The organism is Pannonibacter sp. CBAS1226, from assembly GCF_055685825.1.
Genome location: NZ_JBVOUO010000001.1, coordinates 429136 through 453194, shown reverse-complemented (window position 1 = coordinate 453194; position 24059 = coordinate 429136). Strand labels below are relative to the sequence as shown.

The 24059-nt window shown below is 63.8% G+C and carries 21 protein-coding genes; 7 read left to right on the top strand and 14 right to left on the bottom strand.

The genetic code is table 11. From position 1 onward, the window contains the following. Positions 1 to 3 precede the first annotated feature (3 nt). From AC0CMF_RS02065 to AC0CMF_RS02045, 5 genes are read left to right on the top strand one after another with little or no spacing between them, the layout of a single operon-like run. On the top strand, positions 4 to 846 hold the full coding sequence (locus tag AC0CMF_RS02065; protein WP_058899717.1) for a carbohydrate ABC transporter permease: 843 nt from the start codon (positions 4 to 6) through the stop codon (positions 844 to 846). Between the two features lie 5 nt (positions 847 to 851). Continuing rightward, complete coding sequence (locus AC0CMF_RS02060; protein ID WP_374629860.1) at positions 852 to 1901, top strand: ABC transporter ATP-binding protein; 1050 nt, start codon at positions 852 to 854, stop codon at positions 1899 to 1901. An 8-nt stretch (positions 1902 to 1909) separates the two neighbouring features. Continuing rightward, the gene (locus tag AC0CMF_RS02055; protein ID WP_374629861.1) at positions 1910 to 2911 is read left to right on the top strand and encodes a carbohydrate kinase family protein; all 1002 of its coding nucleotides are present in this window, start codon (positions 1910 to 1912) and stop codon (positions 2909 to 2911) included. Then, the gene (locus AC0CMF_RS02050; protein ID WP_374629862.1) at positions 2883 to 3587 is read left to right on the top strand and encodes a hypothetical protein; all 705 of its coding nucleotides are present in this window, start codon (positions 2883 to 2885) and stop codon (positions 3585 to 3587) included. Before AC0CMF_RS02055 ends, AC0CMF_RS02050 begins: the two co-directional genes overlap by 29 nt. Position 3588: 1 nt before the next feature. Continuing rightward, positions 3589 to 4200 carry a hypothetical protein gene (locus AC0CMF_RS02045; protein WP_374629863.1) on the top strand — a complete coding sequence of 204 codons (612 nt, stop codon included), beginning with the start codon at positions 3589 to 3591 and terminating at the stop codon, positions 4198 to 4200. 439 nt (positions 4201 to 4639) lie between these two features. Here the strand turns inward: AC0CMF_RS02045 and AC0CMF_RS02040 are convergent, their stop codons facing one another. Then, the gene (locus AC0CMF_RS02040) at positions 4640 to 6901 is read right to left on the bottom strand and encodes a ComEC/Rec2 family competence protein (protein WP_374629864.1); all 2262 of its coding nucleotides are present in this window, start codon (positions 6899 to 6901) and stop codon (positions 4640 to 4642) included. 202 nt (positions 6902 to 7103) lie between these two features. Here AC0CMF_RS02040 and gltX point away from each other — a divergent pair, with 202 nt between their 5' ends. Both gltX and gltA read left to right on the top strand, forming a co-directional pair. Then, positions 7104 to 8528 carry a glutamate--tRNA ligase gene (gene gltX / locus AC0CMF_RS02035; RefSeq protein WP_374629865.1) on the top strand — a complete coding sequence of 475 codons (1425 nt, stop codon included), beginning with the start codon at positions 7104 to 7106 and terminating at the stop codon, positions 8526 to 8528. Positions 8529 to 8768: 240 nt separating this feature from the next. After that, on the top strand, positions 8769 to 10061 hold the full coding sequence (gene gltA / locus AC0CMF_RS02030) for a citrate synthase (protein ID WP_050473222.1): 1293 nt from the start codon (positions 8769 to 8771) through the stop codon (positions 10059 to 10061). A 128-nt stretch (positions 10062 to 10189) separates the two neighbouring features. Here the strand turns inward: gltA and lpxB are convergent, their stop codons facing one another. The 13 genes from lpxB to tsf form a co-directional block, all read right to left on the bottom strand. Then, positions 10190 to 11392, bottom strand: a complete 1203-nt coding sequence (lpxB, locus tag AC0CMF_RS02025; RefSeq protein ID WP_374629866.1) for a lipid-A-disaccharide synthase — start codon at positions 11390 to 11392, stop codon at positions 10190 to 10192. Continuing rightward, a complete protein-coding gene (locus tag AC0CMF_RS02020; RefSeq protein WP_374629867.1) occupies positions 11389 to 12279 on the bottom strand; it encodes an LpxI family protein in 891 nt (296 codons plus the stop codon). The genes lpxB and AC0CMF_RS02020 overlap by 4 nt, the downstream gene beginning before the upstream one ends. A 1-nt stretch (position 12280) precedes the next feature. Next, positions 12281 to 13087, bottom strand: coding sequence for an acyl-ACP--UDP-N-acetylglucosamine O-acyltransferase (lpxA, locus tag AC0CMF_RS02015; RefSeq protein ID WP_050473220.1), 807 nt, complete (start codon positions 13085 to 13087; stop codon positions 12281 to 12283). Positions 13088 to 13094: 7 nt separating this feature from the next. Continuing rightward, positions 13095 to 13562: a 3-hydroxyacyl-ACP dehydratase FabZ gene (gene fabZ, locus AC0CMF_RS02010; RefSeq protein WP_208977450.1), complete on the bottom strand. Its 468-nt coding sequence runs from the start codon at positions 13560 to 13562 to the stop codon at positions 13095 to 13097. 57 nt (positions 13563 to 13619) lie between these two features. Then, the gene (gene lpxD / locus AC0CMF_RS02005) at positions 13620 to 14660 is read right to left on the bottom strand and encodes a UDP-3-O-(3-hydroxymyristoyl)glucosamine N-acyltransferase (protein WP_186393297.1); all 1041 of its coding nucleotides are present in this window, start codon (positions 14658 to 14660) and stop codon (positions 13620 to 13622) included. 85 nt (positions 14661 to 14745) lie between these two features. Next, on the bottom strand, positions 14746 to 17118 hold the full coding sequence (bamA, locus tag AC0CMF_RS02000; RefSeq protein WP_058899705.1) for an outer membrane protein assembly factor BamA: 2373 nt from the start codon (positions 17116 to 17118) through the stop codon (positions 14746 to 14748). Between the two features lie 147 nt (positions 17119 to 17265). Then, positions 17266 to 18414 (bottom strand): RIP metalloprotease RseP, encoded by a 1149-nt coding sequence (gene rseP / locus AC0CMF_RS01995; protein WP_050473217.1) that lies wholly within the window; start codon positions 18412 to 18414, stop codon positions 17266 to 17268. A 162-nt stretch (positions 18415 to 18576) separates the two neighbouring features. Then, positions 18577 to 19770, bottom strand: a complete 1194-nt coding sequence (gene dxr, locus AC0CMF_RS01990) for a 1-deoxy-D-xylulose-5-phosphate reductoisomerase (RefSeq protein WP_374629882.1) — start codon at positions 19768 to 19770, stop codon at positions 18577 to 18579. Between the two features lie 75 nt (positions 19771 to 19845). After that, entirely contained in the window at positions 19846 to 20709 is an 864-nt protein-coding gene (locus tag AC0CMF_RS01985; protein WP_374629868.1) for a phosphatidate cytidylyltransferase, read from the bottom strand. Between the two features lie 2 nt (positions 20710 to 20711). After that, complete coding sequence (locus tag AC0CMF_RS01980; protein WP_050473216.1) at positions 20712 to 21479, bottom strand: isoprenyl transferase; 768 nt, start codon at positions 21477 to 21479, stop codon at positions 20712 to 20714. A 66-nt stretch (positions 21480 to 21545) separates the two neighbouring features. Continuing rightward, a complete protein-coding gene (gene frr / locus AC0CMF_RS01975) occupies positions 21546 to 22109 on the bottom strand; it encodes a ribosome recycling factor (protein WP_050473215.1) in 564 nt (187 codons plus the stop codon). A 198-nt stretch (positions 22110 to 22307) separates the two neighbouring features. Beyond that, entirely contained in the window at positions 22308 to 23024 is a 717-nt protein-coding gene (pyrH, locus tag AC0CMF_RS01970) for a UMP kinase (RefSeq protein ID WP_050473310.1), read from the bottom strand. 81 nt (positions 23025 to 23105) lie between these two features. Beyond that, on the bottom strand, positions 23106 to 24029 hold the full coding sequence (gene tsf / locus AC0CMF_RS01965) for a translation elongation factor Ts (RefSeq protein ID WP_050473214.1): 924 nt from the start codon (positions 24027 to 24029) through the stop codon (positions 23106 to 23108). Positions 24030 to 24059 lie beyond the last annotated feature (30 nt).

Sequence of the window (24059 nt, the reverse complement as noted above, 5' to 3'; positions counted from 1 at the left end):
GCCATGGCCTCGCAGCGCCGCAACAAGGGCGAAAAGCTCTTCCTGCGCTATCTCATCCTCGGGGCCTGGGCCCTGTTCTGCCTCGCCCCCGTGCTCTGGTTCCTGTCCATCGGCTTCCGCCCGCGGACAGAAATCATCACGCCCCAGCCGATCTACCTGCCGAGCTTCAGCCTCGATGCCTGGCACATGATCTGGCGTGACTGGCCGATGGGCCATTACCTGCGCAACTCGCTGCTGGCGATTGCCGGGTCCGTCGTCATCGATCTGGTGCTGGCCGTGCCAGCCGCCTTCTCGCTCGCCCGCTACCGCTACAAGGGCCGGGAGGACATCGGCTTCTACATCCTTTCCACCCGCATGATGGCCCCGGCCATCGTGGCGATCCCGATCTTCTTCCTGTTCAAGACGATGGGCCTGCTCAACACGGTCTGGGCGCTGATGCTGATCTATGCGGCGGTCAACCTGTCGGTCGTCACCTGGATCATCCGCTCCTATATGCTCGACATCCCGAAAGAGCTGGAGGATGCGGCGCGCACGGACGGAGCCTCGGACCTGCGCATCCTGTGGGAGATCATCATCCCGGCCATCCTGCCGGGCATCATCACCGCAGGCGTCATCGCGGCCATTTTCGCGATCAACGAATTCCTCTTCACCCTTCTGATCGCCTCCACCAAGGATGCCTATACGCTCTCGGTGGCGCTCGCCAACTTCACCGGCGGATCAGACGGGGTCATCTACAACGCAATTGCCCTCGTCGCCTTCCTCGCGTTCGTTCCGGTGTTCCTGGTGGTGGCCGCCATCCAGAAGCATCTCTCGCGCGGGCTGACGATGGGCGCGGTCAAGGGATAAGCACCATGGCACGTATCGAACTCTCCGGCATCCAGAAGTCCTGGGGCAGCTTCTGGGGCGTGCGCGATGTGAACATCGACATCGCCGACAAGGAATTCATCGTCTTCCTCGGCCCTTCGGGCTGCGGCAAGACCACCACCATGCGCATGATCGCCGGGCTGGAGGACCCCAGCGAAGGCGAGATCCGCATGGATGGCGAGGTGATGAACTCCGTGGACGCCCGCGACCGTGATGTGGCCATGGTGTTCCAGGGCTATGCGCTCTACCCCAACATGAGCATCTACGAGAACATCCGCTTTCCCTTGCGCATGCGCGGCGTGCCGAAGGCCGAACATGACCGGCGCGTGCGGGAAGCCGCCGCCCTCGTGGAGCTATCGGACTATCTCGACCGCAAGCCGGGCGCGCTCTCCGGCGGCCAGCGCCAGCGCGCAGCTCTTGCCCGTGCCATCGTGCGCCAGCCGCAAGTGTTCCTGATGGACGAGCCGCTGTCGAACCTCGACGCCAAGCTGCGGCAGGCGATGCGCGTGCAGATCAAGCATATCCAGCGCCAGCTGGCCATCACCACCGTCTACGTCACCCATGACCAGATTGAGGCCATGACGCTGGCCGACCGGATCGTCATCATGCAGAACGGCGCGATCCAGCAGACCGGCACCCCGGACGAGATCTACAACGACCCGGCCAACACCTTCGTTGCAGGGTTCATCGGCTCTCCCCCGATGAACCTGGTGCCGGGGCGGCTGGAGAACGGAACGTTCTCCGCCCCCGGCATCTCCATCCCGGGCGTGCGCCTTGCCCACAGCGGGGACGTGACCCTCGGCGTGCGCCCGGAAGACTGCCACGTCACCGACAGCGGCGGCCACATGAGCGCACCAGTCTATGGCGTGGAGCCGACCGGCGACCTCACCTATCTGACGCTGAAGCCCGGCAGCCTGCTGTTCGAGGTGAAGGCCGACCGCAGCTACCGCTCGGATCTTGACCGGACACAGGCTATCGCCTTCGATCTGTCCCGGCTGTATTTCTTTGACACAGTCAGCGGTCAGCGGCTGCGGTGAGGTGGGCCATGCGGGCAGATTACACATCCATGGGCTTCTACACGTTTGACGCCCTCTGCCGCCCGGTGAACGAGCTTCCGGCGGGCGGCGGCACCCTGTTTGTCGAGGACTTCACGCTGGCCGTCTCCGGCGCGGCCGGCAGCGCCGCCATCGTTGCGGCCAAGCACGGGCTGAAAGTGCGGGCCGTGGGCGGCGTCGGCCAGGACGACATGGGCGACTGGGTGCTGATGAAACTCGGCCGCTTCGGCGTCGACACCAGCCTGATGCAGCGCTGCGAGGGCTTTTCCACCTCTTCCTCCATCGTCACCACCCGGCCAGATGGTGCCCGCCCTGCCCTGCACAAGCGCGGCGCCACGGCGGGCTTCTATGTGGACGACGCGCAGGCGGAAACCGTTCTCGACACGAAGATCCTGCATGTGGGCGGCGTTGGCCTGATGGACCGGATGGACAAGGGCCGCAATGCGGAGCTGATGGCGGAAGCGAGGCGCCGCGGCGTTACCACCACGCTGGACGTCTTCGCCTCCATCCGCGATGACCTGCCGCTGGTCAGGCCGCTGCTGGCGCATACGGACTATTTCATGCCCTCCGAGGAAGAAGCCCGCGCCCTGTCCGGGCTGGAGGATTTCGAGGACATTGCCAAATTCCTGCTCGATCAGGGCACCGGGGCTGTCATCCTGACCCTCGGCGCGCTGGGCGCCATGTACCGGGACAACAAGGGCCTCGCCTTCGATCTCCCGGCCTATGCTATTGAGGTGGTCTGCACCTGCGGCTGCGGCGACTGCTTCAATGCCGGCTTTGCCACCGGGCTGCATCTCGGCCTGCCCATCGAGGACTGCGTGCGCATGGGACAGGCAAGCTCGGCCCAGAATGCCATGGGCCTCGGCTCGCAGGCTGTTGTGAAAGATCTCGATGCGACCTTGAGGTTTATGGCAAACACGGCGCTGCGCCCCTATACTTGGGCGGAAAATCAGGAGTTGCGCCATGAAGCACCCGCCCGTTCCGGGGCCTGAGGAACTTGCCCTGCCGCTCAGGGACATCCTGCGCGGCCTGCGCCAGAAGGCACCGGTGCCGAAGTCGCTCATCGAACCGGCCCTCAGCCTGCTGCCGCGCGAGATCCGCGCCTCGCTGAACCGCATTGTCGAGGACGTTGCCGGTGAAAAGATCGGCCGCCTGCGTGTGCGCACGCCGGATGCTGTTTCCCTGCAGCGGGCCAGCCTTGCGCTGCAAGGCGGTCCTGCCGCTCCCGCCGATGTGGCCGGCGCGCTCGCCTGGGGTGGCGCGGTGTTCCTGGCCGAGACCGGTCTTTCCACCCTTCTCGTCAGCGAGACGGTGGCCGTGCTCTGCTGGCACGAGGCGCTGGATGAAAGTTTCGACAGCCCGGCCCGTGCCGCAGCGCTTGTGCAGGGGCTCGACCGGCACAGTTTCATCAGCCCGGCTCCCGGCATCGTCTCCGCTGCCGTGCCGGACAGCGGCATGGAACCGGCGCGCCTGCGCCTTGCCATGACCGCGCTTGTGGTCTGGCTGCTGGCGGAGCGCTCCGGAACGCCGGGCAGCCTCTCGGGCGAGCATGAACTTCTGCGCATCGCCCTGCTGCTCTGCGACAGCAGCAAGGACGAAATTGCGGGCGCATTCCGCGACCGCGAGGCGCTGGGCAGCCTGCTGCAACAGCTGGCCGAAAGGATCTGACATGAGCGGCCCGCTTGCCAGCTTCGAGAACTCCCGCATGCCGGTGCGCAAGGCAATCCGCCGCCTGCGCTGGTTCATCGCTTCCTTCCACGAGCATGCCTCCGGCCTGACGGTCGAGACCGGCCAGCCCTTCACCGTGGATGACGGCAAGCTGACCGCCGCCTTCATGAGCTGGTACCGCGCCTTTGAAGCGCAGAAGCACAAGGCAGATGCAGACCGGCGCGGCTATGTCACCTTCGCCGCCGGGCTGATGCTGCGCGAGCTTCTGCATTTCGGCCCGCTGACGGCCCGGCGCTGCGGGACGGCACCGGACGCACCTGCCCCGTCGGGCGGCGGTGCCCCGGCCGTCTTCTGGCCGGAAGGCCACGCCTATGTCACCTATTGCCTTGCCGTGCGGGCTGCCGTTCTGGCGCAGGAATTCCACACAGAGCCGCATGAAGTGCCGGAGCTTTCGGACCTGCGCACCTGGTGGTCCTTCCGGGAGAACATCCTCGAAGACCCGGACCTTGCCATCAGCTTCCTGGAGCTTTTCAGCGGCGAGCAGCCGCACTGGACCGCCTCCGCCATCTTCGCCCCGCACGAGGACATTCCACCCTTGCCCCGGCAGCAGTGAGGCCAGCCCACTTGCTTTCCTCTCCATCGTCATCCCAGGCCGAAGCGAAGCGTAAGTCTGAGGTGCGCTCATTCGCAGAGCTTTGGGACTGAAAGCCGCACAGAGGCTGGCGAAAGAGAAAACCCTGCCTCACGGCTCAAGACAAAGCACCTCTCTGCGAGCGAGTAGGCCCCGGCTCGCGCTGCGCTTGGCCGGGGTGACACGGTGCCTGACGACAAGGCCGTCATCAGCGGCTGCGGCCTTCACTATGCTGAGGCAAAAGCACAGATCTGCCACACGCTCCGCGTCGTCCCGGACGCAGCAAAGCGGAGATCCGGGAACCACTCGCTTGCAGAGCGTTGAGATTGAAGCGCAGTGCTGAAGCTGGCCACTGTCCCGGATCCTCTCTTCGTTCGTCCCAGCATGAAGCTGGAGAGAAAAGCACGTGGACGCTCCCCCCTCACGGCACCCCGTGCCACGGGCGCGTGCGGACGGGGCGGGCCCATTGCAGGTGCGTGATCACCACCTTGCCCTCCACCACATCCAGCCAGAGGGCGAGCGCGCCTTTCTCCGTGCGCTCCGGCCCGCCGATGGCCAGCGCCTTTGCACAAGCGTGCGGAAGGGTGAAGCTGCTGATGACCATATCCGCAAGGCGGCAATCCTCCTCCAGCGCCTCGAGACTGCGGCTGAGAGCCACGCGAAGTGGAGCCACCCCAGCCCCTTCTTCCGAAGGCAGCGGATAGGCCCAGGTCACGCAGCCGGACGGATCACAGGCCATGTCCCGCGGCAGCAGGCGGCGCGCCTCGAAGGCCATCGGAGGCACCCCATCGCCCCGCAGCCAGGTCTCCGCAGCAAAGCCGACCTTGGAGGCCGTGACACGCAAATCTCCTGAGGCATCGCGCAGGGCCACCAGCATGCCCCGGTCAGCGACAAGCACATCCGGCGGGCGGAAGAGCATCAGTGAGACAATGCCAATCCCGAGCGGTATGGCTGCTAGGACCCGCCAGCGCCCATTGGCCAGCAGCAGCAGGAAGACCGAGGCCGTCAGCATCACCGCCGCGAGCGCGGGCATCTGTCCGGTCACCCCGTCCGTGTCGCTGAGCGAGGCGGTGAAACTGGCCGAGGCCAGCATCAGGTCGATACCCCAGGCCATCACCGCCAGCGGCAGATCCGCAAGACCAAAGGGCAGCAGCAGGAAGGCCAGCACTCCGGCCGGCATGACGATGAAGGAGACGGCAGGCATCGCCAGCAGGTTGCCGAGCAGCCCGTAGGGCGAGACCCGGTCGAAATGATAGGCCCCGATCACCCCCGTCGCCACACCGGCCACAAGCGACGTCACCGCCAGTCCGCCAGCCCATAACACAACAGATGAAAGGATGCGGCGGAAGGGCGAGAGGCCCGCCCGCCGTGCCGCATTCATCTTCGTGGCCGGACGGCGTGACCAGTCGTCATAGACGGCGACAAGACACAGCACGGCGGCAAAGGACATCTGGAAACCGGGGTTATAGAGGTCCTCCGGCGCGATGATCAGCAGTGCCAGCGCCACCAGCGACAGGCTGCGCAGGCTGAGGCCACGCCGCCCGGTCAACAGCCCCAGAAACACCAGCGCGATCATCAGATAGGAGCGCTGCGTCGGCACACTGGCGCCCGACAGCAGCAGATAGGCCGTGGCCGTGGCCAGCGCCACACAGGCGGCGATCTTGTGGATGGGCAGGCGCAGGGCAACCGGCGGAAAGGCGGCCAGCAGCGCCAGCGCCGCCGCATAGACGCCGCCTGCAAAGAGCGCCATGTGCAGACCGGAAATCGACAGCACATGCGCCAGCCCGGCCTCGCGCAGATCCTCAACCGTTTCATCGGAAATGAGGCTTCGATCACCCACCAGCAGTGCCGCCGCCAGCGCCGCCCGGTCTCCCTCGCCAAGGGCGGTGCGAATGCCTTCGACAAGGCCCGCCCGCACCGCCTCGATCTCCCGAAGCGCCTTCAGCCGGAGCCCCGGCGGCGGCAGGTCTATTGTCTCCGGCGCGCCCAGCACAAAGCCGGTGGCGCCGATCCGGTCATAATAGGCGCGGAAGGCAAAGTCATAGCCGCCCGGCCTCACCGGGCCCGAGGGCGGCACCAGCCGGGCCCTCACCTTGATGGCATCGCCGATGGCAAGCTTCTGCGCCTGCCGCAGCACCAGCCGCACCCGCGCCGGCGGCTCGCCCCGGCGCGACCAGTGCGCCACATCAACCGTCACCTGCCGGGATGCGCCCGCCCCGGCGATGCCCGAAACGTGGCCGGAAATCTCCGCCGAAACCGGCCCCTTCAGCACCGGCGCGGCGATGCTGACCGTGCGCATGGCCCCTGCCGCCGCCCCTGCCAGCGTCAGGGCCAGAACCAGCACCACCGGATTGAGCCGCCCGCGCCAATGCGCCCGGAGGGCGAAGCCCAGGGAGACAACCGCCAGCGCCATCAGCACCCAGGCATTGGGCTCACGCGGGAGGGAAAAATAAAGTGCAATGCCACCGCAGAAGGCAAAGGCCTGCAGCACGGGGGCAAGATCACGCGGGGCCTTGCGGCTGACCGCTGCAGCCGGTTTCAGCAGTCCGGCATCGGGCGCATGCGCCCGCTTGCGCCACAGGCGCTCACCATGCCGGTAAAACCAGTGAGGAATGGAAAAGGGGCGGCGCGGCGGCGGCGCCCTGTCATCTGTTGCAGAGCCTGTCAGCCCTGCATCGGCCATGGCCCTGCGGCCCCTGCTTCACACGCCAAACGCAAACCCGCCCCACACTGCCGGCGCGCCTCACCGGCCTTGCCCATAGCCTTTGTCCATTCGCTGCACCCCGGACATTTGCCGGGCCGCGCGCCTGTGCTAAAGAGCCAGCAACCGGATTCCGGTCCTGACCGGCATCACCTCACTCTGACAGAGAAACAACATCCTGACCATGGCTGACCAGATCGTCACGCGCTTTGCGCCTTCCCCGACCGGCTACCTTCATATTGGCGGCGCCCGCACGGCCCTCTTCAACTGGCTGTTTGCCAAGCGCCACGGCGGCAAGATGCTGCTGCGCATCGAGGACACCGACCGCGCCCGCTCCACCAAGGAAGCCGTGGATGCGCTGCTCGACGGCCTGACCTGGCTCGGCCTCGATTGGGACGGCGAGCCCGTGTCCCAGTTCGGCCGCGTCAAGCGCCATCAGGAAGTGGTGGAAGAAATGCTGGCCCGCGGCACCGCCTACCGCTGCTATTGCTCGCCGCAGGAACTGGAAGAAATGCGCGAGAAGGCCCGCGCCGAAGGCCGCCCGCCGCGCTATGACGGCACATGGCGCGACCGCGACGCCTCAGAGGCACCGGCTGGCGTTGCCCCGGCCATCCGCCTGCGCGCACCGCTTGAGGGCGAGACCATCGTCGACGATCAGGTGCAGGGCCGCATCACCTTCCCGAACAAGGATCTCGATGATCTCGTGCTGATGCGCTCGGACGGCGTGCCGACCTACATGCTGGCCGTGGTGGTGGACGACCATGACATGGGCATCACCCATATCATTCGTGGTGACGACCACCTGACCAATGCCGCCCGCCAGACCCTGATCTATCAGGCCATGGGCTGGGATGTGCCCAGCATGTCGCATATCCCGCTGATTCATGGTCCGGATGGCGCCAAGCTTTCCAAGCGCCACGGCGCGCTGGGGGCGGAAGCCTACCGCGCCATGGGCTATCTGCCGGCCGCCATGCGCAACTATCTCGCCCGTCTCGGCTGGAGCCATGGCGACGACGAGATCATGTCCACCGAAGACATGATTTCCTGGTTCGGCCTAGAGTCCATCGGCCGTTCGCCGGCCCGCTTCGACTTCAAGAAGCTGGAGAACCTCAACGGCCACTACATGCGCGCCACCGCCGATGCGGACCTTCTGGTGCACTGGAAGGCCTGCATTGCCCATAACGAGGGCGGCGCTGCCATTCTCGACTGGATGGCAGCCCCCGGCAACGAAGCCAAGGTGCTGGCGGCCCTGCCAGGCCTCAAGGAACGCGCCAAAACGCTGGTGGAACTCACCGAAAGCGCATCATACCTTTGGCGGGTGCGGCCAATTGACCTCGACGAGAAAGCCGGCACCATTCTGGATGCAGAAGGCAAGTCGATCCTCGCCCGCCTTCTGCCGCAGCTCGAGGCCGACGGCACCTGGTCGCAGGAGAGCACGGAGGCCATCGTCAAGGCCTTTGCGGAAGCCGAAAACCTCAAGCTTGGCAAGGTGGCGCAGCCCTTGCGCGCCGCTCTGACGGGCCGTGGCACCTCGCCCGGCATCTATGATGTGCTGGTGGTTCTGGGCAAGGACGAATCCCTTGGCCGCATCGCCGACCAGGCTGCTTGATGCCTGATCAGGCAGGTATTTAAAGAATAACGTTCAGCGTTATTCAGTGGAACAAGGCTCATGGCGCAGACGTTTTCGCGCCATGGGCAGCGCAGCATGCAGCTTGCGGCCCCCGCTCAAATGGGCTACGCAATCCGGGGCTATTTCAACCGCCGCGCAAGCATCAGGCAGACCGGTCAAGGTCTGCGGCGCTCCCAACGCCAGAATGCACCGGCAGTTCCAGACGAAGGGGTTACCTGAATGGGCGACACGAAAGCCAACCTGACTGTTGACGGCAAGGCCAGCGATTTCAAGATTCTCGATGGCTCCATCGGACCGTCGGTCGTGGACATCTCCACTCTCTACAAAGAGACGGGCATGTTCACCTACGATCCGGGTTTCACTTCGACCGCATCGTGCGAATCCAAGATTACCTACATCGATGGCGACGAAGGTGTGCTTCTGCACCGCGGTTACCCGATCGAGCAGCTGGCCGAGAAGGGTGACTTCCTGGAAGTCTGCTACCTGCTTCTCTATGGCGAGCTGCCGACAGCCGCCCAGAAGAAGGACTTCGACTACCGCGTCACGCACCACACCATGGTGCATGAGCAGATGAACCGGTTCTTCACCGGCTACCGCCGCGACGCCCATCCGATGGCCGTCATGGTCGGTACCGTGGGTGCCCTCTCCGCCTTCTATCACGACTCGACCGACATCACCGATCCGCACCAGCGCATGGTCGCTTCGCTGCGCATGATCGCCAAGATGCCGACGATCGCCGCGATGGCCTACAAGTACCACGTCGGCCAGCCCTTCGTTTACCCGAAGAACGACCTCGACTACGCCTCCAACTTCCTGCGCATGTGCTTTGCCGTGCCTTGTGAGGAGTACAAGGTCAACCCGGTCCTGTCCCGCGCCATGGACCGCATCTTCATCCTGCACGCCGACCACGAGCAGAACGCCTCGACCTCGACCGTGCGTCTTGCCGGCTCGTCGGGTGCCAACCCGTTCGCCTGCATCGCGGCCGGCATTGCCTGCCTCTGGGGCCCGGCACACGGCGGCGCCAACGAGGCCGCGCTCAACATGCTGATGGAAATCGGCTCGGTTGACCGCATCCCCGAATATATCGAGCGCGCCAAGGACAAGAACGATCCGTTCCGTCTGATGGGCTTCGGCCACCGGGTCTACAAGAACTACGACCCGCGCGCCAAGATCATGCAGAAGACCATGTACGAAGTGCTGGAGGCCACCGGCCATGCGGATGACCCGCTGATGCAGGTTGCCCTCGAGCTGGAAAAGATCGCCCTCAACGATCCGTACTTCATCGAGAAGAAGCTCTACCCGAACGTCGACTTCTACTCGGGCATCACGCTGCGTGCGCTCGGCTTCCCGACCACCATGTTCACCGTGCTCTTCGCCCTCGCCCGCACCGTGGGCTGGATCGCACAGTGGAACGAGATGATCGAAGATCCGTCCCAGCGCATCGGCCGTCCGCGCCAGCTCTACACCGGCGCTCCGCAGCGCGACTACGTGCCGCTCGGCAACCGCAGCTGAGATCTTCTGATCTGATAAATACGGAAAGGGCGCCAGACGGCGCCCTTTTTGCTATGTGCATGCAGAACAGGAAAAGGGGGGCTTGAGCATTTTCAAGGCGTGATGCGTCAGCATCGAAAGCCTTGGTATTACGACGTGAGGAGATCCAGCACGATCCGGGCCGCGGCCTCGCTCTGGGAGCGGCCATCCGGCAGGCGCATCATGCCATCGAGCGCCGTGAAGGCATCCACCTGCGTGCGCCGCTCGGGCGTATCGCTCAACAGCTTCGAGATGACGGGCACAAGGCGCTCCGGATTGACCTCCTCATCGAGGAATTCCGGCACCACATTGCGCTCCAGAATGATGTTGGGCAGCACCATGGAAGAGACGCTGGCAATCGGCATGATCTTGTGCAGCTGTTTCAGGCGGCGGTAAAACCAGTCGAGCCGGTAGCAGATCGCCATGGGAACGCCTGAGGCTGCCAGTTCCAGCGACACGGTGCCGGAGGCCGCCAGTGCCGCATGCGCACGGCGGAAGGCTGCAAATTTCTCCGCCTCGCCCCGGATGATCTGCGGCGGCAACGGCCAGCCGGCAACCCGCTCCGTGATGCGGTCCGCCAGATGCGGCACCGCCGGCAGCAGCACTTCCAGCCCCGGGTGAAGCGGGGCAAGCTGCAACAGGATCTGGCCGAAATCATCCAGCAGTGCATCCACCTCGCTGCGGCGGCTGCCGGGCAGCAGCAGCAGAACGGGAGCGCCCTCGCCCACCGGCCTGCGCTCACCGGCAGCCGGGCGCAGCAGAGCCGCCTTCTCGATCAGCGGATGACCGACGTAGAAGGTGGGCGGGCCGCCGAGGCGCTTGTGGGCCGCCGGTTCAAACGGCAGCAGCGCCAGAAGCCGGTCCACATAGACGCTCATCTTCTTCGCCCGGCCCGGACGCCAGGCCCAGACGGAAGGCGACACGTAATCGACAATGGGAATATGCGGCGCGCGCTTGCGCACCCGCTTGGCGACATTATGCGTGAAATCCGGGCTGTCGATGATGATCAGCACATCCGGATTGGCGGCAATTGCCGCGTCGACAGCCTGATAGACGCGCCGGACGATGGTGGGCAGGCGCTTCAAGACCGCCGTCAGGCCCATCACTGCAATGTCGGACAGCGGAAAGAGGCTCTCCAGCCCCTGATGCGCCATCCGCTCGCCGCCGACGCCCTCAAAGACAATCGGGCCGCCGTGCAGCTGCTTCAGCGAGGCCATGAGATTGGCGCCAAGAGAATCGCCCGATTCCTCGCCAGCCACCAGAAACACCTTCAGCGGACGCCCCGGATTGCCGGTCATCACCTCAGTGTTCATGCTGCATCGCTCCCGTTTCGCGTCAGGCCGAAGAGAAACAATCCGCCCGCCTTGGCGGCCGCCGCCGTCTCGGCTTCATCGGCCACCAGCGCATGGCCCGCTTCCACCGCAATGCCGGCAAGCCCGGCCGCCTTGGCAAGCTCGACCGTGCGCGGGCCAATGGTGGGAAGATCCACCCGAAGGTCCTGCCCGGGCTTTGCCGCCTTCACCAGAACGCCTGCCGCACCCTTGGTCTTGACCCGGCCAATGCGCCGCAGCTCGGCGCAGCGCGCCAGCATCGCATCGGTGCCTTCGGCCCCTTCCAGCGCGATCACACGCCCGCCAATGGCGACAGCGGCCTGGCCAATATCCAGTTCACCCAGCCTTTGCACCGCCTTGTAGGCCAGTGCCATATCGGCCTGAGCTTCGCTTTCAGGCATCCTGCCTGCCAGCAGGCCTTCCCGCGCCAGCAGCGCAGGGGCCACATCGCGCACGCCAACGGCCTTGAGGCCTTCGGCTTCAAAGATGCCGATCACACGGGTCAGAAGACTGTCATCGCCGCCAATCATCGCCTTGAGGATGGCCGGCAGGCGGCGCATGGTGCCCAGATCGCCCATGACGGAGGTGAAATCCGGCCTCTTGGTGATGCCGCCGATCAGCAGCACCCGGTCGCAGTGCGCCTGTTTGAGGCTCTTGAACAGCTGTCCGATCTGGCCCCAGCCCAGCTCGATATCGGCCTGGGCGGCAAGCTCCGGCTCGGCCTCGCCCTTGATGGCGACAAGATGCACGGGCTCGCCCCGGGCCTGCAGATCGGCCAGAATAAGCCCCGGCAGACGGCCGCCGCCCGCGATGATACCGAGACATCCTGTGGAGGTCCCGGTCTTTCCGGCATCGCTGGCGGTAGTCATGTCAGGCATCGCCCGCAGGGCCACGCGGCGTGCAGAACCGGCGCTCACCCTCGACAAGGATGAAATCCGTCACCTGCTTCACCAGCGGCTGGTCCGTCATACTGGCGGCAATCTTCTGGGCGCGGTCACGCAGCGTGCCTTCCTCGCTCTCGAACAGCTCGCGGTAGGCGGCTCGCAGGGCATGGATCTGCTCACGCGGGAAGTTGCGCCGCTTCAGACCGACGAGATTGAGGCCGCCAAGCCGCGCCCGGTTGCCCGTGACCATGCCATAGGGAATGAGATCATTCTCGAGGCCCGCCAGGCCACCAACAAAGGCGTGGTCGCCAATGCGGGTGAACTGGATGACGGCCGATCCGCCGCCGAAAATGACGTGGCTGCCCACTTCGACGTGGCCGGCAATCATCACATTGTTGGATAGCACGCAGCCATCCCCCAGATGGCTGTCATGGCCGACGTGAGAGTTCGCAAGGAAAGCGCAACGGTTGCCGATGGTGGTGGAAGAACCGCCCCCTTCCGTTCCGGCGTTCATCGTCACGCCTTCCCGGATGATGCAGTCCTCGCCGACGCTCAGCGTTGCGTGCTCGCCCTTGAACTTGAGATCCTGGGCCTGATGACCGATGGACGCAAAGGGGAAGATGACCGTGCGCGCACCGATCCGGGTGGATCCGGCAACGGCCACATGCGACTTCAGCTCGACACCATCGCCCAGCACCACATCCTTGCCCACGTGGCAGAAAGGCCCGATGCGAACCCCGTCACCGAGAGACGCACCGTCTTCAATGATTGCGGAGGGATGAATGTGGGACATGATTTCCTCAGGCGTCGACGATCATGGCGCTGATTTCAGCTTCAGCGACCTTAGCGCCATCCACCTTGGCAATCGCCTCAAATTTCCAGATGTTCAGGCGGTTACGGATCTTCTTCACATGGAATTCGACCTGATCGCCCGGCATCACCGGCTTGCGGAACTTGGCCTTGTCGACGGTCATGAGATAGACGAGCTGCGGCGTGTCGTCGGTGCTCAGGGAGTTGACGCACAGGGCGCCGGCCGTCTGCGCCATGGCCTCGATCAGCAGAACGCCCGGCATCACCGGATGAGCCGGAAAATGCCCCTGGAAATGCGGCTCGTTGATCGTGACATTCTTGATGCCGATGCAGGATTCGTCACCGTTCATCTCGATGATCCTGTCGATCATCAGGAACGGATAGCGGTGCGGCAGGAGCTCCATCACGCGCATGATGTCGGCAGCGTTGAGCGTTGTCTTCTGTTCTTCCATATCCATCGCCCTCTTGCAGGGAAACTGTCATTTGCTGCTGTTTATCGCAGTAGAACGCGCCTGTCAGGCGTCAGATCCACGTTCTGCCAGTTTTTTCAGTGCCGTGATTTCACGGAACCACTGTTTCACCGGTTTGGCGGGCACGCCGCCATAGCGCCCGCCTGCCGGAACCGCGTCATTGACGACGCTGACCGCAGCGATCTGCGCGCCCATGCCGATTTCCACGTGGCCGGCCACACCGGACTGTCCGCCAATGGCCACATAGTCGGCCAGGGTCGAACTTCCGGAAAGCCCGACCTGCGAAACGATCACGCAGTGGCGGCCGATAACGACGTTGTGGCCAACCTGGACCTGATTGTCGATCTTGGTGCCTTCACCAATCACCGTGTCACGGTTGGCACCGCGGTCAATTGTGGTGTTTGCCCCGATCTCCACGTCGTCCTGAATGATGACACGGCCGATCTGAGGCACCTTCAGATGCCCGCCAAGACCCATGGCATAACCGAAACCATCCTGCCCGACACAGACGCCGGGATGAAGAATGACCCGGTTGCCAAGCAGGGCGTGCTGCAGCACGGCATTGGCGCCGATCCGGCACTCCCGGCCGACACGCACATTGCAGCCGATGACGGCATTGGGGCCAATATGGGACCCCGCACCAACTTCGGCGCCCTCACCGATGACGGCGCCCGGCTCGATGACGGCGCCCTCTTCAATGACGGCTGCCGGATGCACGGTTGCCCGCTCCGAAATCCGTGTCTCGCCATAAAAGGGCTCCGGCTGCATGGCCGCAGGAAACAGACCGGCCAGCACAAGCGCCCAGGCTCTGTACGGATCCTTGCAGACGATGACAGCCACCTCCTCCGGCACTTTGGCGACATGCTTCGGCGCAACGATGCAGGCACTTGCCCGTGTGCTGCCGAGCTCAGCGAGGTACTTCACATTGTCGAAGAAAACCAGCGCACCCGGCTCCGCATCCTCAAGCGGCGCCACCTTGCTGATCAGAAGAGCCGGGTCACCGCGCTGAAGCTCGCCGCCGGACAGGGCCACGATCCGCTCAAGCGGCATCTCGGCCATGGGCGGGAAGAAGATGGGATCGGACATGAACTGTCTCCCGCAAGATGTTCTGACTACAAAAGAAAACGGCCGCCGTTTGATGCGGCGGCCGTTGAATTCCTGCTTCTCCGGCTCAGAACCGGGTACCGCCACCGAGACGGAACACCTGGGTCTTGTCGCCTGTTTCCTTGACGACCGGCACGGCGAAGTCCATGCGCAGCGGGCCGAAGGGCGACTGCCAGCGGATACCGGCACCCACCGAAGCGCGCACCTTGAAGCTGTTGCTGTTCACACCGTTGGTGCCCACAGCCTGAACCAGCTTGTTGTCCGCATCCCACAGCGAACCGGCGTCGGCAAAGACGGCACCGCTCAAGCCGAACTCTTCCGGAATGACCGGGAACGGGAAAGTCGCTTCCACAGTACCAGCCACGTAGAAGCGGCCACCGATGGCATCACCCGTCGTCGCATCACGCGGACCGATGCCCTGGCTTTCGAAGCCGCGCACCAGCTCACCACCCATCATGAACTGATCGGAGATGCGCAGACGCTTGCTGCCGAAGCCCTGGATATGACCGGCACGCAGCGTGACGTTACCGACGATCCCGGCATCCGGGAAGATCTCCCGGTAAGCACGGCCTTCAACGGTCGAGCGCATGAACTGCGTGTCACCGCCGATACCTGCGAATTCCTGCTGGAACTTGCCGTAAAGGCCGTTCGACGGGTTCAGGTTGTTATCGAGCGTGTTGTAGATCAGCGCGTAACCAGCCAGCGATGTCAGATAAGTACCAAGGGCATCGCAAACCGCAGGAGACAGGTTCGAGTTGTTCGAACAGGTCGCCAGATTGGTGGCAAGGTTCTTCGGATCCTTAATCTTGGTCTGGTAAATGTTGTAGAACAGCTTCAGAGAAAGCTCATCCTCACGCAGCGGCAGGGTGAAGCCGAAACCACCACCGGTGATCTCTTCATCATAGCTGCGGTAGTCATTGTTCTTCGAAACACGGCGATAGGCTTCGAGATCCAGAGCAATACGGCGGCCCAGGAAGAACGGCTCCTGGAAAGCAAACTCGTAGGACTGGGTGCTCTCACCACCGCCAACGCCAAGCTTGATATACTGACCGCGGCCGAGGAAGTTCTTTTCGCTGATGGAGATATCGCCGATCACGCCATCGGTGGTCGAGTAACCAACACCGAACGACACTTCACCGGTTGCCTGCTCTTCCACATCCACGTTGATGACAACGCGGTCGGGCGAGCTGCCACGCTCGGTGGTGATGCGCACTTCCTTGAAGAAACCAAGGTTCTTCAGGCGGCGCTCGGCCTTGTCCATGAGAACACGGTTGAAGGCATCGCCTTCCGCCAGATCGAATTCGCGGCGGATGACATATTCACGCGTCCGGTCGTTGCCGCGGATGTTGATCCGCTCGACATAGGCGCGCGGGCCTTCCTCGATGTTGTAGACGAGATCAATCGTCTTGGTCTCGTAGTTGCGCAGGGCGCGCGGACGCACCTCGGCAAAGGCATAGCCTTCCCTGGACACCTGCATCGTCAGGTCTTCCAGAGACTGCTCGACACGGCGGGAGTTATAGGTGTCGCCAGAGCTTGTACGCACGTAGGACTTCAGGCTCTCGGGGTCGATCGACGACAGGGAGCTCTGAACTTCCACATTCCCGATCTGGTACTTCTCGCCTTCATCAATCGTGAAGGTCACATAGAAGACGTTCTGCTCGCGATCGAGGTCGGCACTGGCAGCAATGATCCGGAAATCAGCATAACCATTCTGATAATAGTACTGACGCAGCAGCTCCTGATCCGCGGCAAGACGGTCCGGATCATAGGTGTCGGAGCTGCGCAGCCAGCTCAGCAGACCGCTTTCGCGCGTGCGGATCACATCGCGCAGGCGGCGGTCACTGAAGTTCTTGTTACCAACGAAGCTGATGCGCTCGACGCCGGTCTTTTCGCCTTCATTGATCTCGAACACCAGATCGACGCGGCCATTGCCACGGTCGATGGTCTTGGGATCAACCGAGGCGCGGTAACGGCCCGAGCGGCGGTATGCTTCCAGAATGTTCTGAACGTCGCTCTGCACCCTGCTGCGGCTCAGCATGGAGCGCTCGGTGGTGCGCACGACGCCCTTGAGGGTTTCCGCGCTCAGACGCTTGTTGCCCTCGAAGGACACACGCGAGATGACCGGGTTTTCCACAACCGTGACGACCACAGTGCCGCCCTGCTGCGTGATGCGGACATCTTCGAACAGCCCCGTCGCAAACAGCGCCTTGAGCGATTCGTCGATATCGGCCGCAGAATACTGCTGCCCCCGCTTGATGGTCATGTAGCTCGCGACGGTTTCTGCCTCGATGCGCGTGTTGCCACGCACGACGATGGAACCCGCAACGGCTGCCTCCGCAGTGGAAACGAACGACCCGAACGGGTCAGGCAGCATCCCGCCGGTGACAAGGAGCGGCGCCGACAAAATCACGGCGCGGGAGATTTTCCGCAGTCGCTGCATATTCGAGCTATGCCTTTTTTACAAAACTGATCCCGAAGGATCATAGTCAGATTCTCAGCATCCGGCCTTGGTTTTACATCCTTTTGCCGAATACGCAACCGCACGATTCACACGAAACAGATTTCATTTGAATGCGTTGCGGGCATGTCACGCAGGCAGCCAGCGGCCAACAAGACGTGACAGGTCATTCCAGGTCGCAAAAACCATGAGCATCAGCACCAGCGTGAGGCCGATGCGGAAGCCGAATTCCTGCGCTTTCTCACTGAGCGGCCGCCCTCTGACAGCTTCCGCAGCATAATAAACCAGATGTCCCCCATCCAGCATCGGCACCGGCATCAGATTGAGCAGGCCAATGCTGACCGAAAGCACTGCGGCAAGCTGCAGCAGCGGAATGAAGCCAAGCGTCGCCACCTGACCGGCCACTTCCGCGATGCGGATCGGGCCGCCAAGCTGGTCAGCCGGTTCGCGTCCGCGCACGACCTTGCCGATATACTCCACGGTCCGCACCATAACGAACCATGTTTCGTTAACACCCTCTTTCACTGCAGCTGCAGGACCATAAGTTTTCTGGATCCGGTCGCCTTCCTGCACGGTCCGCGACACCCCCAGAAGGCCGATACGCTGCACATTGCCGAAGTCATCCTTCAGCTCGCGCAGCTGCGGCGTCACGGTCAGGTCCGTCAATTGCCCCTGCCGCTCGACCTCCAGCCGCAGCGGCACACCGGCACTGACGCTGACGATGCGCTGCAACTCGGCAAAGGTCTCGATCGGAGTGCCGTTGACCGCGGTGATCAGATCTCCAGGCTGAAGCCCTGCCTCCGCAGCCGCACTTTCCGGCTGCACTTCGCCAACCAGCGGCGTTGAAACGACACGGCCAAAAGCGCCGAAAATGAAGGCGAAGATGACGATGGCGAGGATGAAATTGGCGACCGGGCCGGCGGCAACCACGGCCGCGCGCTGCCAGACAGGCTTGGCCATGAAAGCCCCTGCCCGCTGCGCCTCGCTCATGGCCGCCACCTTTTCATGATCAGGCACACTGGCCGCATTCTCATCGCCGGAGAATTTCACATAACCGCCCAGCGGTATGAGGCAGAGTTTCCAGCGTGTGCCCTTGCGGTCATTGAAGCCGATCAGCTCACGGCCAAAGCCGATGGAGAAGGCCTCCACGTCCACGCCGCACCAGCGGGCCACCGCAAAATGGCCAAGCTCATGAAAGAAAACGACAACCGTCAGCACGAACAGGAAGGCTGGCAGGGTGAGCACCGGCTGGGACGACAGGGCTGCGAGAAGATCCATTCACCTATCCTGAACTTGCGCAAGACGCGGGTAGCGGGGCGGTCATGTTTCGCCCCTTTCCTGCCCGGAAGATAGCCATCCAGCCAAGGTGATGCCAGATGTATGGCGGAAATTAGTCCCGAGCGCCAAATGCGGCGGGGAAAACCTCCCTCCTGGCGGCGGTCAGGTCAATGCAAAGCGGTTCAGCAATTCGTGAGCCACGGCCCGCGCCTGCATATCAAGCGCCAGAATGGAATCGATGTCTGCAGCCGGAGCCAGATCCTGCCCAGCCGCCAGCCTGTCGAGCACCGCCCCAACCAGCCCGGCAATGCCCGTAAAGCCGATCTGCCCGGACAGGAATGCGGCAACCGCCACTTCGTCCGCCGCGTTCAGCGCAGCCGGTGCGCAGCCCCCTGCCCGCATGGCATCCAGTGCAAGACCGAGCGCCGGAAACCGCTTGATATCCGGAGCTTCGAAGGTCAGCGAGCCGAGCTTTGCAAGGTCGAGCCGTGCCCCCGGCACGGGCATGCGGGCGGGCCAGGCAAGGCAGTGAGCGATGGGCGTGCGCATGTCGGCCGGTCCAAGCTGCGCCAGCAGCGAGCCATCGGTATATTGCACCATTCCGTGGATAGCCGATTGCGGATGCACCAGAACCTCGATCTGATCGTGGCGCAGCGGGAAGAGATGTGAGGCCTCGATCACCTCCAGCCCCTTGTTCATCAAGGTGGCACTGTCGATAGTGATGCGGCTGCCCATGCTCCAGTTGGGATGTTTCAATGCCTGTTGAGGCGAAACATGCGCCATTTCGGAGAGGGAGAGGGTGCGGAACGGCCCGCCCGAAGCGGTGAGGATGATTTTTTCCACTTCCGCCAGATTGCGGCTCTCCAGCACCTGGAAGATGGCATTATGCTCCGAATCGACCGGCAGCACCGTTGCCCCTGCCCGCCCTGCGGCGGCCATGAAGAGGTCCCCGGCGCAAACGAGGCATTCCTTGTTGGCCAGCGCGATGGTGCGGCCCGCTTCAAGCGCTGCAAAGGTGGGCCGCAAGCCGGCAGCACCGACGATGGCCGCCATCACCATGTCTGCGGGCCGAAGCGCCGCCTCAATGACCCCAGCTTCACCGGCACCGCAGGCAATCCCGGTTCCCGCAAGATACGCGGCCAGCTCTTCGCCTTTTGAAGGATCGGCCAGAGCGGCAAAACCGGCTCCGGTCTGACGGGCGAGTTCCGCAAGCCCGGCCGCATCCTGACCGGCCACGAGTGCCGCCACTTCAAAATGCTGCGGATAGCGGGCAACGAGATCGAGCGTGTTGCGGCCGATGGAGCCGGTGGCCCCGAGAATGACCAGCCGCAGCGGCGCGGTCCGCCCTGCCAGCATCGCCTCAAGCCCTGCCGAAGCGTCCCGGCCCTTCTCTGCCTCACTCACCACAGCCAACCACCCAGGCTCTTGAACTTACTGAAAACCGATGCCGGACATCGGATCGGCAAGACTGCCGCCGAAGAGCAGTCCGCACAGCACGGCGAAGATGGCAGCCGCCACCAGCCCGTCGATCCGGTCCATGATACCGCCATGGCCGGGAATGAGACGCCCGGAATCCTTGACGCCAAAGCGCCGCTTGATCGCCGATTCCAGCAGGTCACCGCCCTGCGAAACAGCGGAAACTGCAAGACCGAAGGCAAACCAGGAAAGCGTGCCGCCCTGCCCCAGAACCGCAACAACGCCGAGGCCGCCAAGCGCACCGAAGACCAGGCCGCCGATGGCGCCGGACCAGGTCTTCTTCGGCGAAACGCGCGGCCAGAGCTTCGGGCCCCCCAGCTTGCGCCCGGTGAAATAGGCCGCAACATCGGTCACCCAGACAACCGCCAGCAGGAAGAAGATGTGCAGCTCGCCCTCGCTGCCGCGGCGCAGCAGCATCAGCGCCCCGAGAGCGAGACTGGAATAAAGAATGCCTTCTGCCGTCCAGAAACCGGTCTTCCCGGCCCGGGCCGACAAGATGCTGAGCCCCGCACCGGCGGCCAGCGCGGCAAGGGCCCACAGCTCATGCCCCGTGTAGATCAGCCCCGCGACGGCCAGAAGCGTAACAAAGCCCGCCAGTGCAGGCAGGCCGGCCGGCCGCGCCCCGACAATCGCCAGCCACTCCTTCAGGAACAGCGCGCAGCCAAGCAGCGCCAGCGCGAAGAATGCCTCGCCGCCCCGCCAGGCGATGAGAAGCACGAGCGGCCCCAGAATCAGCGCGGAAATGAACCGCAGCTTCAGGTCCGCCATCGGCCCGGCCGGACCGCCGGTTCCGCTATTGCCATTTGCCCCCCCGGCCATGATCAGGATCCCGTAGCGGTCACGCCGCCAAAGCGCCGCTCACGCTCGCAGAAGGAAGCAAGCGCCGCGTCAAACTCCTCAGGCCCGAAATCGGGCCAAAGAACCGGCGTGAAATAGAATTCGGCATAGGCCGCCTGCCACATCAGGAAGTTGGACAGGCGCAGCTCGCCGCTGGTGCGGATGATGAGATCAGGGTCAGGGATACCGGCCGTATCGAGATTGGCCGAAATCTCCGCATCGGTAATGGCCGAAGGATCACGCCCCTCCGCCAGATATCGCTGCGTGAGCTTGCGCACCGCACGGGTGATTTCATCGCGCGAGCCATAATTGAAGGCGATGACAACGGTCATGCCGGTGTTGGCTGCCGTCACCCGCTCGCTCTCTTCAAGCAGGCTGCGGATGCCCGGATCCAGCCCTTCACGCTCGCCGATGATGCGCACCCGGCAATTGGCCTTGTGCAGTTCGCTCAGATCGCGCTGCACGAAACGGCGCAGCAGCGACATCAGGAAGCTGACTTCGGTGGGTGGACGGCGCCAGTTTTCGGAGGAGAAACTGTAGAGCGTGATGAAATCGACGCCGCGCGACGACGCATGGCGGATGATCTTGCGCAGCGCTTCCAGCCCATGGCGGTGCCCTTCGGTGCGGGGCAGCCCGCGTGCCTGAGCCCAGCGGCCATTGCCATCCATGATGATGGCGACATGGCGCGGCGCGGCGGCACCGCCGGGAGCGGGGCCTGTCACGCTGGAGCCAGTTTCAGGTCGGCTGGTCATCAAGTCCCCCGGGGCACACTTCCAGGCTGGCGGGGGCAGGCACAGAACCAGCCCCCTTTCAGATCCTCAGACCTGGGAGATTTCCTGCTGTTTCTTTTCCAGCATGCTGTCGGCCTCGGCAATGCGGGCGTCGGTCAGCTTCTGCACGTCATCGGAAGCAACACGGGCGTCATCCTGGCTGATGCCGCCATCCTTCTCCAGCTTCTTGATGATGTCCATGCCGTCGCGGCGCACGTGACGGATGGCGACCTTGGCGGCCTCGGCATATTTGTGCGCGACCTTGATCAGCTCCTGGCGGCGCTCAGCGTTCAGCTCCGGGATCGGCAGGCGCAGCAGCTGGCCATCGATCACCGGGTTGAGGCCAAGGCTCGACTCGCGAATCGCCTTTTCGACGGCGCTGACCATGCCCTTGTCCCAGACCTGGATCGCGACCATGCGCGGCTCCGGCACGGAGACGGTGCCAACCTGGTTGATCGGCATGGACTGGCCATAGGCGTTGACGACGATGGCATCCAGCATGCTGGAGGAAGCACGGCCGGTGCGAAGGCCCGCAAGTTCGGTCTTCAGAACACCAAGTGCGCCCTGCATACGACGCTCGAGATCTTTGAGATCGACACCTTCAACCGGCATAACTTCCTCGCTTTGTTTTTCGTTGGCTCACGCTTTGCTGGCGCGGCGCAAACATGGCACAGTCTCGCCGAAAGACAAGACCAACTCAGGCAGAGCCCCTGAATAAGCAGGAGACAGGCGGATGCGCAAGCCGCATTCCGCCACTCTGCATGTCCTGACGCCGGGAAGGCCGGAAAAGCCCTCCCGCTCTTTGGAAAATCAGCTGACGACCGTGTAGAGGCCGCGCTCTTCCAGAACGCTCACCAGAGCGCCGGGGGTGTGGATCGAGAAGACGATCACGGGGATCTTGTTGTCGCGGGCCAGCGCAATGGCCGTCGTGTCCATGACCTTGAGATTGCGGGTGATCACATCCTCATAGGTCAGTTCGGTGTAGCGCTCCGCATCCGGATTGATCTTCGGGTCTTCCGAATAGATGCCGTTCACCTGCGTGCCCTTCAGGAAGGCATCGCACTTCATTTCGGCTGCGCGCAGGGCCGCGCCGGAATCGGTGGTGAAGAACGGGTTGCCCGTGCCGCCGGCAAAGACGATCACGTCGCCGTCTTCCATGTAACGCTCGGCACCACGCTGGGTGAAGGTTTCGCAGATGGAGGGCACCGGCACGGCCGAAAGCACGCGGGCCGGGATGTCGTGGCGGCGCAGGGCGTCGGCCACGGTCAGGCTGTTCATGACCGTCGCCAGCATGCCCATGTGGTCACCGGTGACGCGGTTGCCGCCCTTGGCCGCAACAGCCACGCCGCGGAAGATGTTGCCGCCGCCGATCACCACACCCACCTGCGCACCCAGCTTCACCGCACTGGCAATCTCAAGCGCGATCCGCTCGACCACTGCCGGATCGATGCCGAAGGACTGGCTGCCCATCAGGGCCTCGCCCGAGAGTTTCAGAAGCACACGGCGCCAGCGCAGCGGTTTGGACATGGGCATACCTTCCGGTTCAATGATCGTGAAAAAAAGGGCTGTCAAAAAAAAGGCGCCGGTTTGATCCGGCGCCCTCTGGGCTTAGTGGCCGGCCGCCGCGGCGACCTCTGCCGCGAAGTCCGTCTCTTCCTTCTCGATCCCCTCGCCGAGAGCGAAGCGGACGAAGCCGGAGAGCGTGACTGCGGTGCCGAGTTCCTTGCCGAGAGCCTCAACGGCCTGCTCGACGGTCTTGTCCGGGTCGATGACGAATGCCTGCTTCACGAGGGTCACTTCCTCGTAGAACTTGCGGATGCGGCCTTCGACCATCTTCTCGATGATGTTGTCCGGCTTGCCGGATTCGCGAGCCTGCTCGATGAACACGGCGCGCTCACGCTCGACAACGGCCGGGTCCAGCTGGTCGACGTTCAGCGACAGCGGGCTGGTGGCGGCAATGTGCATGGCGATCTGGCGGCCCAGAGCGTTCAGCTTGTCCTTGTCACCAGCAGATTCGAGCGCGACGAGCACGCCGATCTTGCCGAGGCCATCGGAAATGGCGCTGTGAACATAGGTAGAGACAACGCCGTCGTTGACGGACAGGACGGCTGCGCGGCGAAGGGTCATGTTCTCGCCGATGGTGGCGATGGCATCCTTGATGGATGCGTCAACGGACTTGTCGGAGCCCGGGTAGCCGGCAGCGGAAATCGCCTCGACATCACCGCCAGCGGTCAGGGCAACGGCGGCGACATCGCGCACCAGAGCCTGGAAGCCGTCGTTACGGGCCACGAAGTCGGTTTCGGAGTTCAGCTCGATGACGGCAGCGGTCGTGCCCTTGGATGCAACGCCAACCAGGCCTTCAGCAGCCACGCGGCCGGCCTTCTTGGCAGCCTTGGCGAGACCCTTGGCACGCAGCCAGTCGATCGCTGCTTCCATGTCACCGTTGGTTTCGGTCAGAGCAGCCTTGCAGTCCATCATGCCTGCGCCGGTCTTCTCGCGCAGATCCTTCACCATTCCTGCGGTAATGCTCATGGTAGCCTCGTGAATCGGAGTTAAAGCTTC

Coding starts and splice junctions, on each gene's coding strand:
- AC0CMF_RS02055 (WP_374629861.1), top strand. CDS start 1,910: ATGCGGGCAGATTACACATCCATGGGCTTCTACACGTTTGACGCCCTC.
- AC0CMF_RS01985 (WP_374629868.1), bottom strand. CDS start 20,709: ATGGCCGGGGGGGCAAATGGCAATAGCGGAACCGGCGGTCCGGCCGGG.
- AC0CMF_RS02020 (WP_374629867.1), bottom strand. CDS start 12,279: ATGACTACCGCCAGCGATGCCGGAAAGACCGGGACCTCCACAGGATGT.
- lpxB (WP_374629866.1), bottom strand. CDS start 11,392: ATGAACACTGAGGTGATGACCGGCAATCCGGGGCGTCCGCTGAAGGTG.
- gltA (WP_050473222.1), top strand. CDS start 8,769: ATGGGCGACACGAAAGCCAACCTGACTGTTGACGGCAAGGCCAGCGAT.
- rseP (WP_050473217.1), bottom strand. CDS start 18,414: ATGGATCTTCTCGCAGCCCTGTCGTCCCAGCCGGTGCTCACCCTGCCA.
- AC0CMF_RS02045 (WP_374629863.1), top strand. CDS start 3,589: ATGAGCGGCCCGCTTGCCAGCTTCGAGAACTCCCGCATGCCGGTGCGC.
- AC0CMF_RS02060 (WP_374629860.1), top strand. CDS start 852: ATGGCACGTATCGAACTCTCCGGCATCCAGAAGTCCTGGGGCAGCTTC.
- lpxA (WP_050473220.1), bottom strand. CDS start 13,087: ATGTCCCACATTCATCCCTCCGCAATCATTGAAGACGGTGCGTCTCTC.
- gltX (WP_374629865.1), top strand. CDS start 7,104: ATGGCTGACCAGATCGTCACGCGCTTTGCGCCTTCCCCGACCGGCTAC.
- fabZ (WP_208977450.1), bottom strand. CDS start 13,562: ATGGATATGGAAGAACAGAAGACAACGCTCAACGCTGCCGACATCATG.
- pyrH (WP_050473310.1), bottom strand. CDS start 23,024: ATGTCCAAACCGCTGCGCTGGCGCCGTGTGCTTCTGAAACTCTCGGGC.
- AC0CMF_RS01980 (WP_050473216.1), bottom strand. CDS start 21,479: ATGACCAGCCGACCTGAAACTGGCTCCAGCGTGACAGGCCCCGCTCCC.
- AC0CMF_RS02065 (WP_058899717.1), top strand. CDS start 4: ATGGCCTCGCAGCGCCGCAACAAGGGCGAAAAGCTCTTCCTGCGCTAT.
- lpxD (WP_186393297.1), bottom strand. CDS start 14,660: ATGTCCGATCCCATCTTCTTCCCGCCCATGGCCGAGATGCCGCTTGAG.
- AC0CMF_RS02050 (WP_374629862.1), top strand. CDS start 2,883: ATGAAGCACCCGCCCGTTCCGGGGCCTGAGGAACTTGCCCTGCCGCTC.
- tsf (WP_050473214.1), bottom strand. CDS start 24,029: ATGAGCATTACCGCAGGAATGGTGAAGGATCTGCGCGAGAAGACCGGC.
- frr (WP_050473215.1), bottom strand. CDS start 22,109: ATGCCGGTTGAAGGTGTCGATCTCAAAGATCTCGAGCGTCGTATGCAG.
- bamA (WP_058899705.1), bottom strand. CDS start 17,118: ATGCAGCGACTGCGGAAAATCTCCCGCGCCGTGATTTTGTCGGCGCCG.
- AC0CMF_RS02040 (WP_374629864.1), bottom strand. CDS start 6,901: ATGGCCGATGCAGGGCTGACAGGCTCTGCAACAGATGACAGGGCGCCG.
- dxr (WP_374629882.1), bottom strand. CDS start 19,770: ATGCTGGCAGGGCGGACCGCGCCGCTGCGGCTGGTCATTCTCGGGGCC.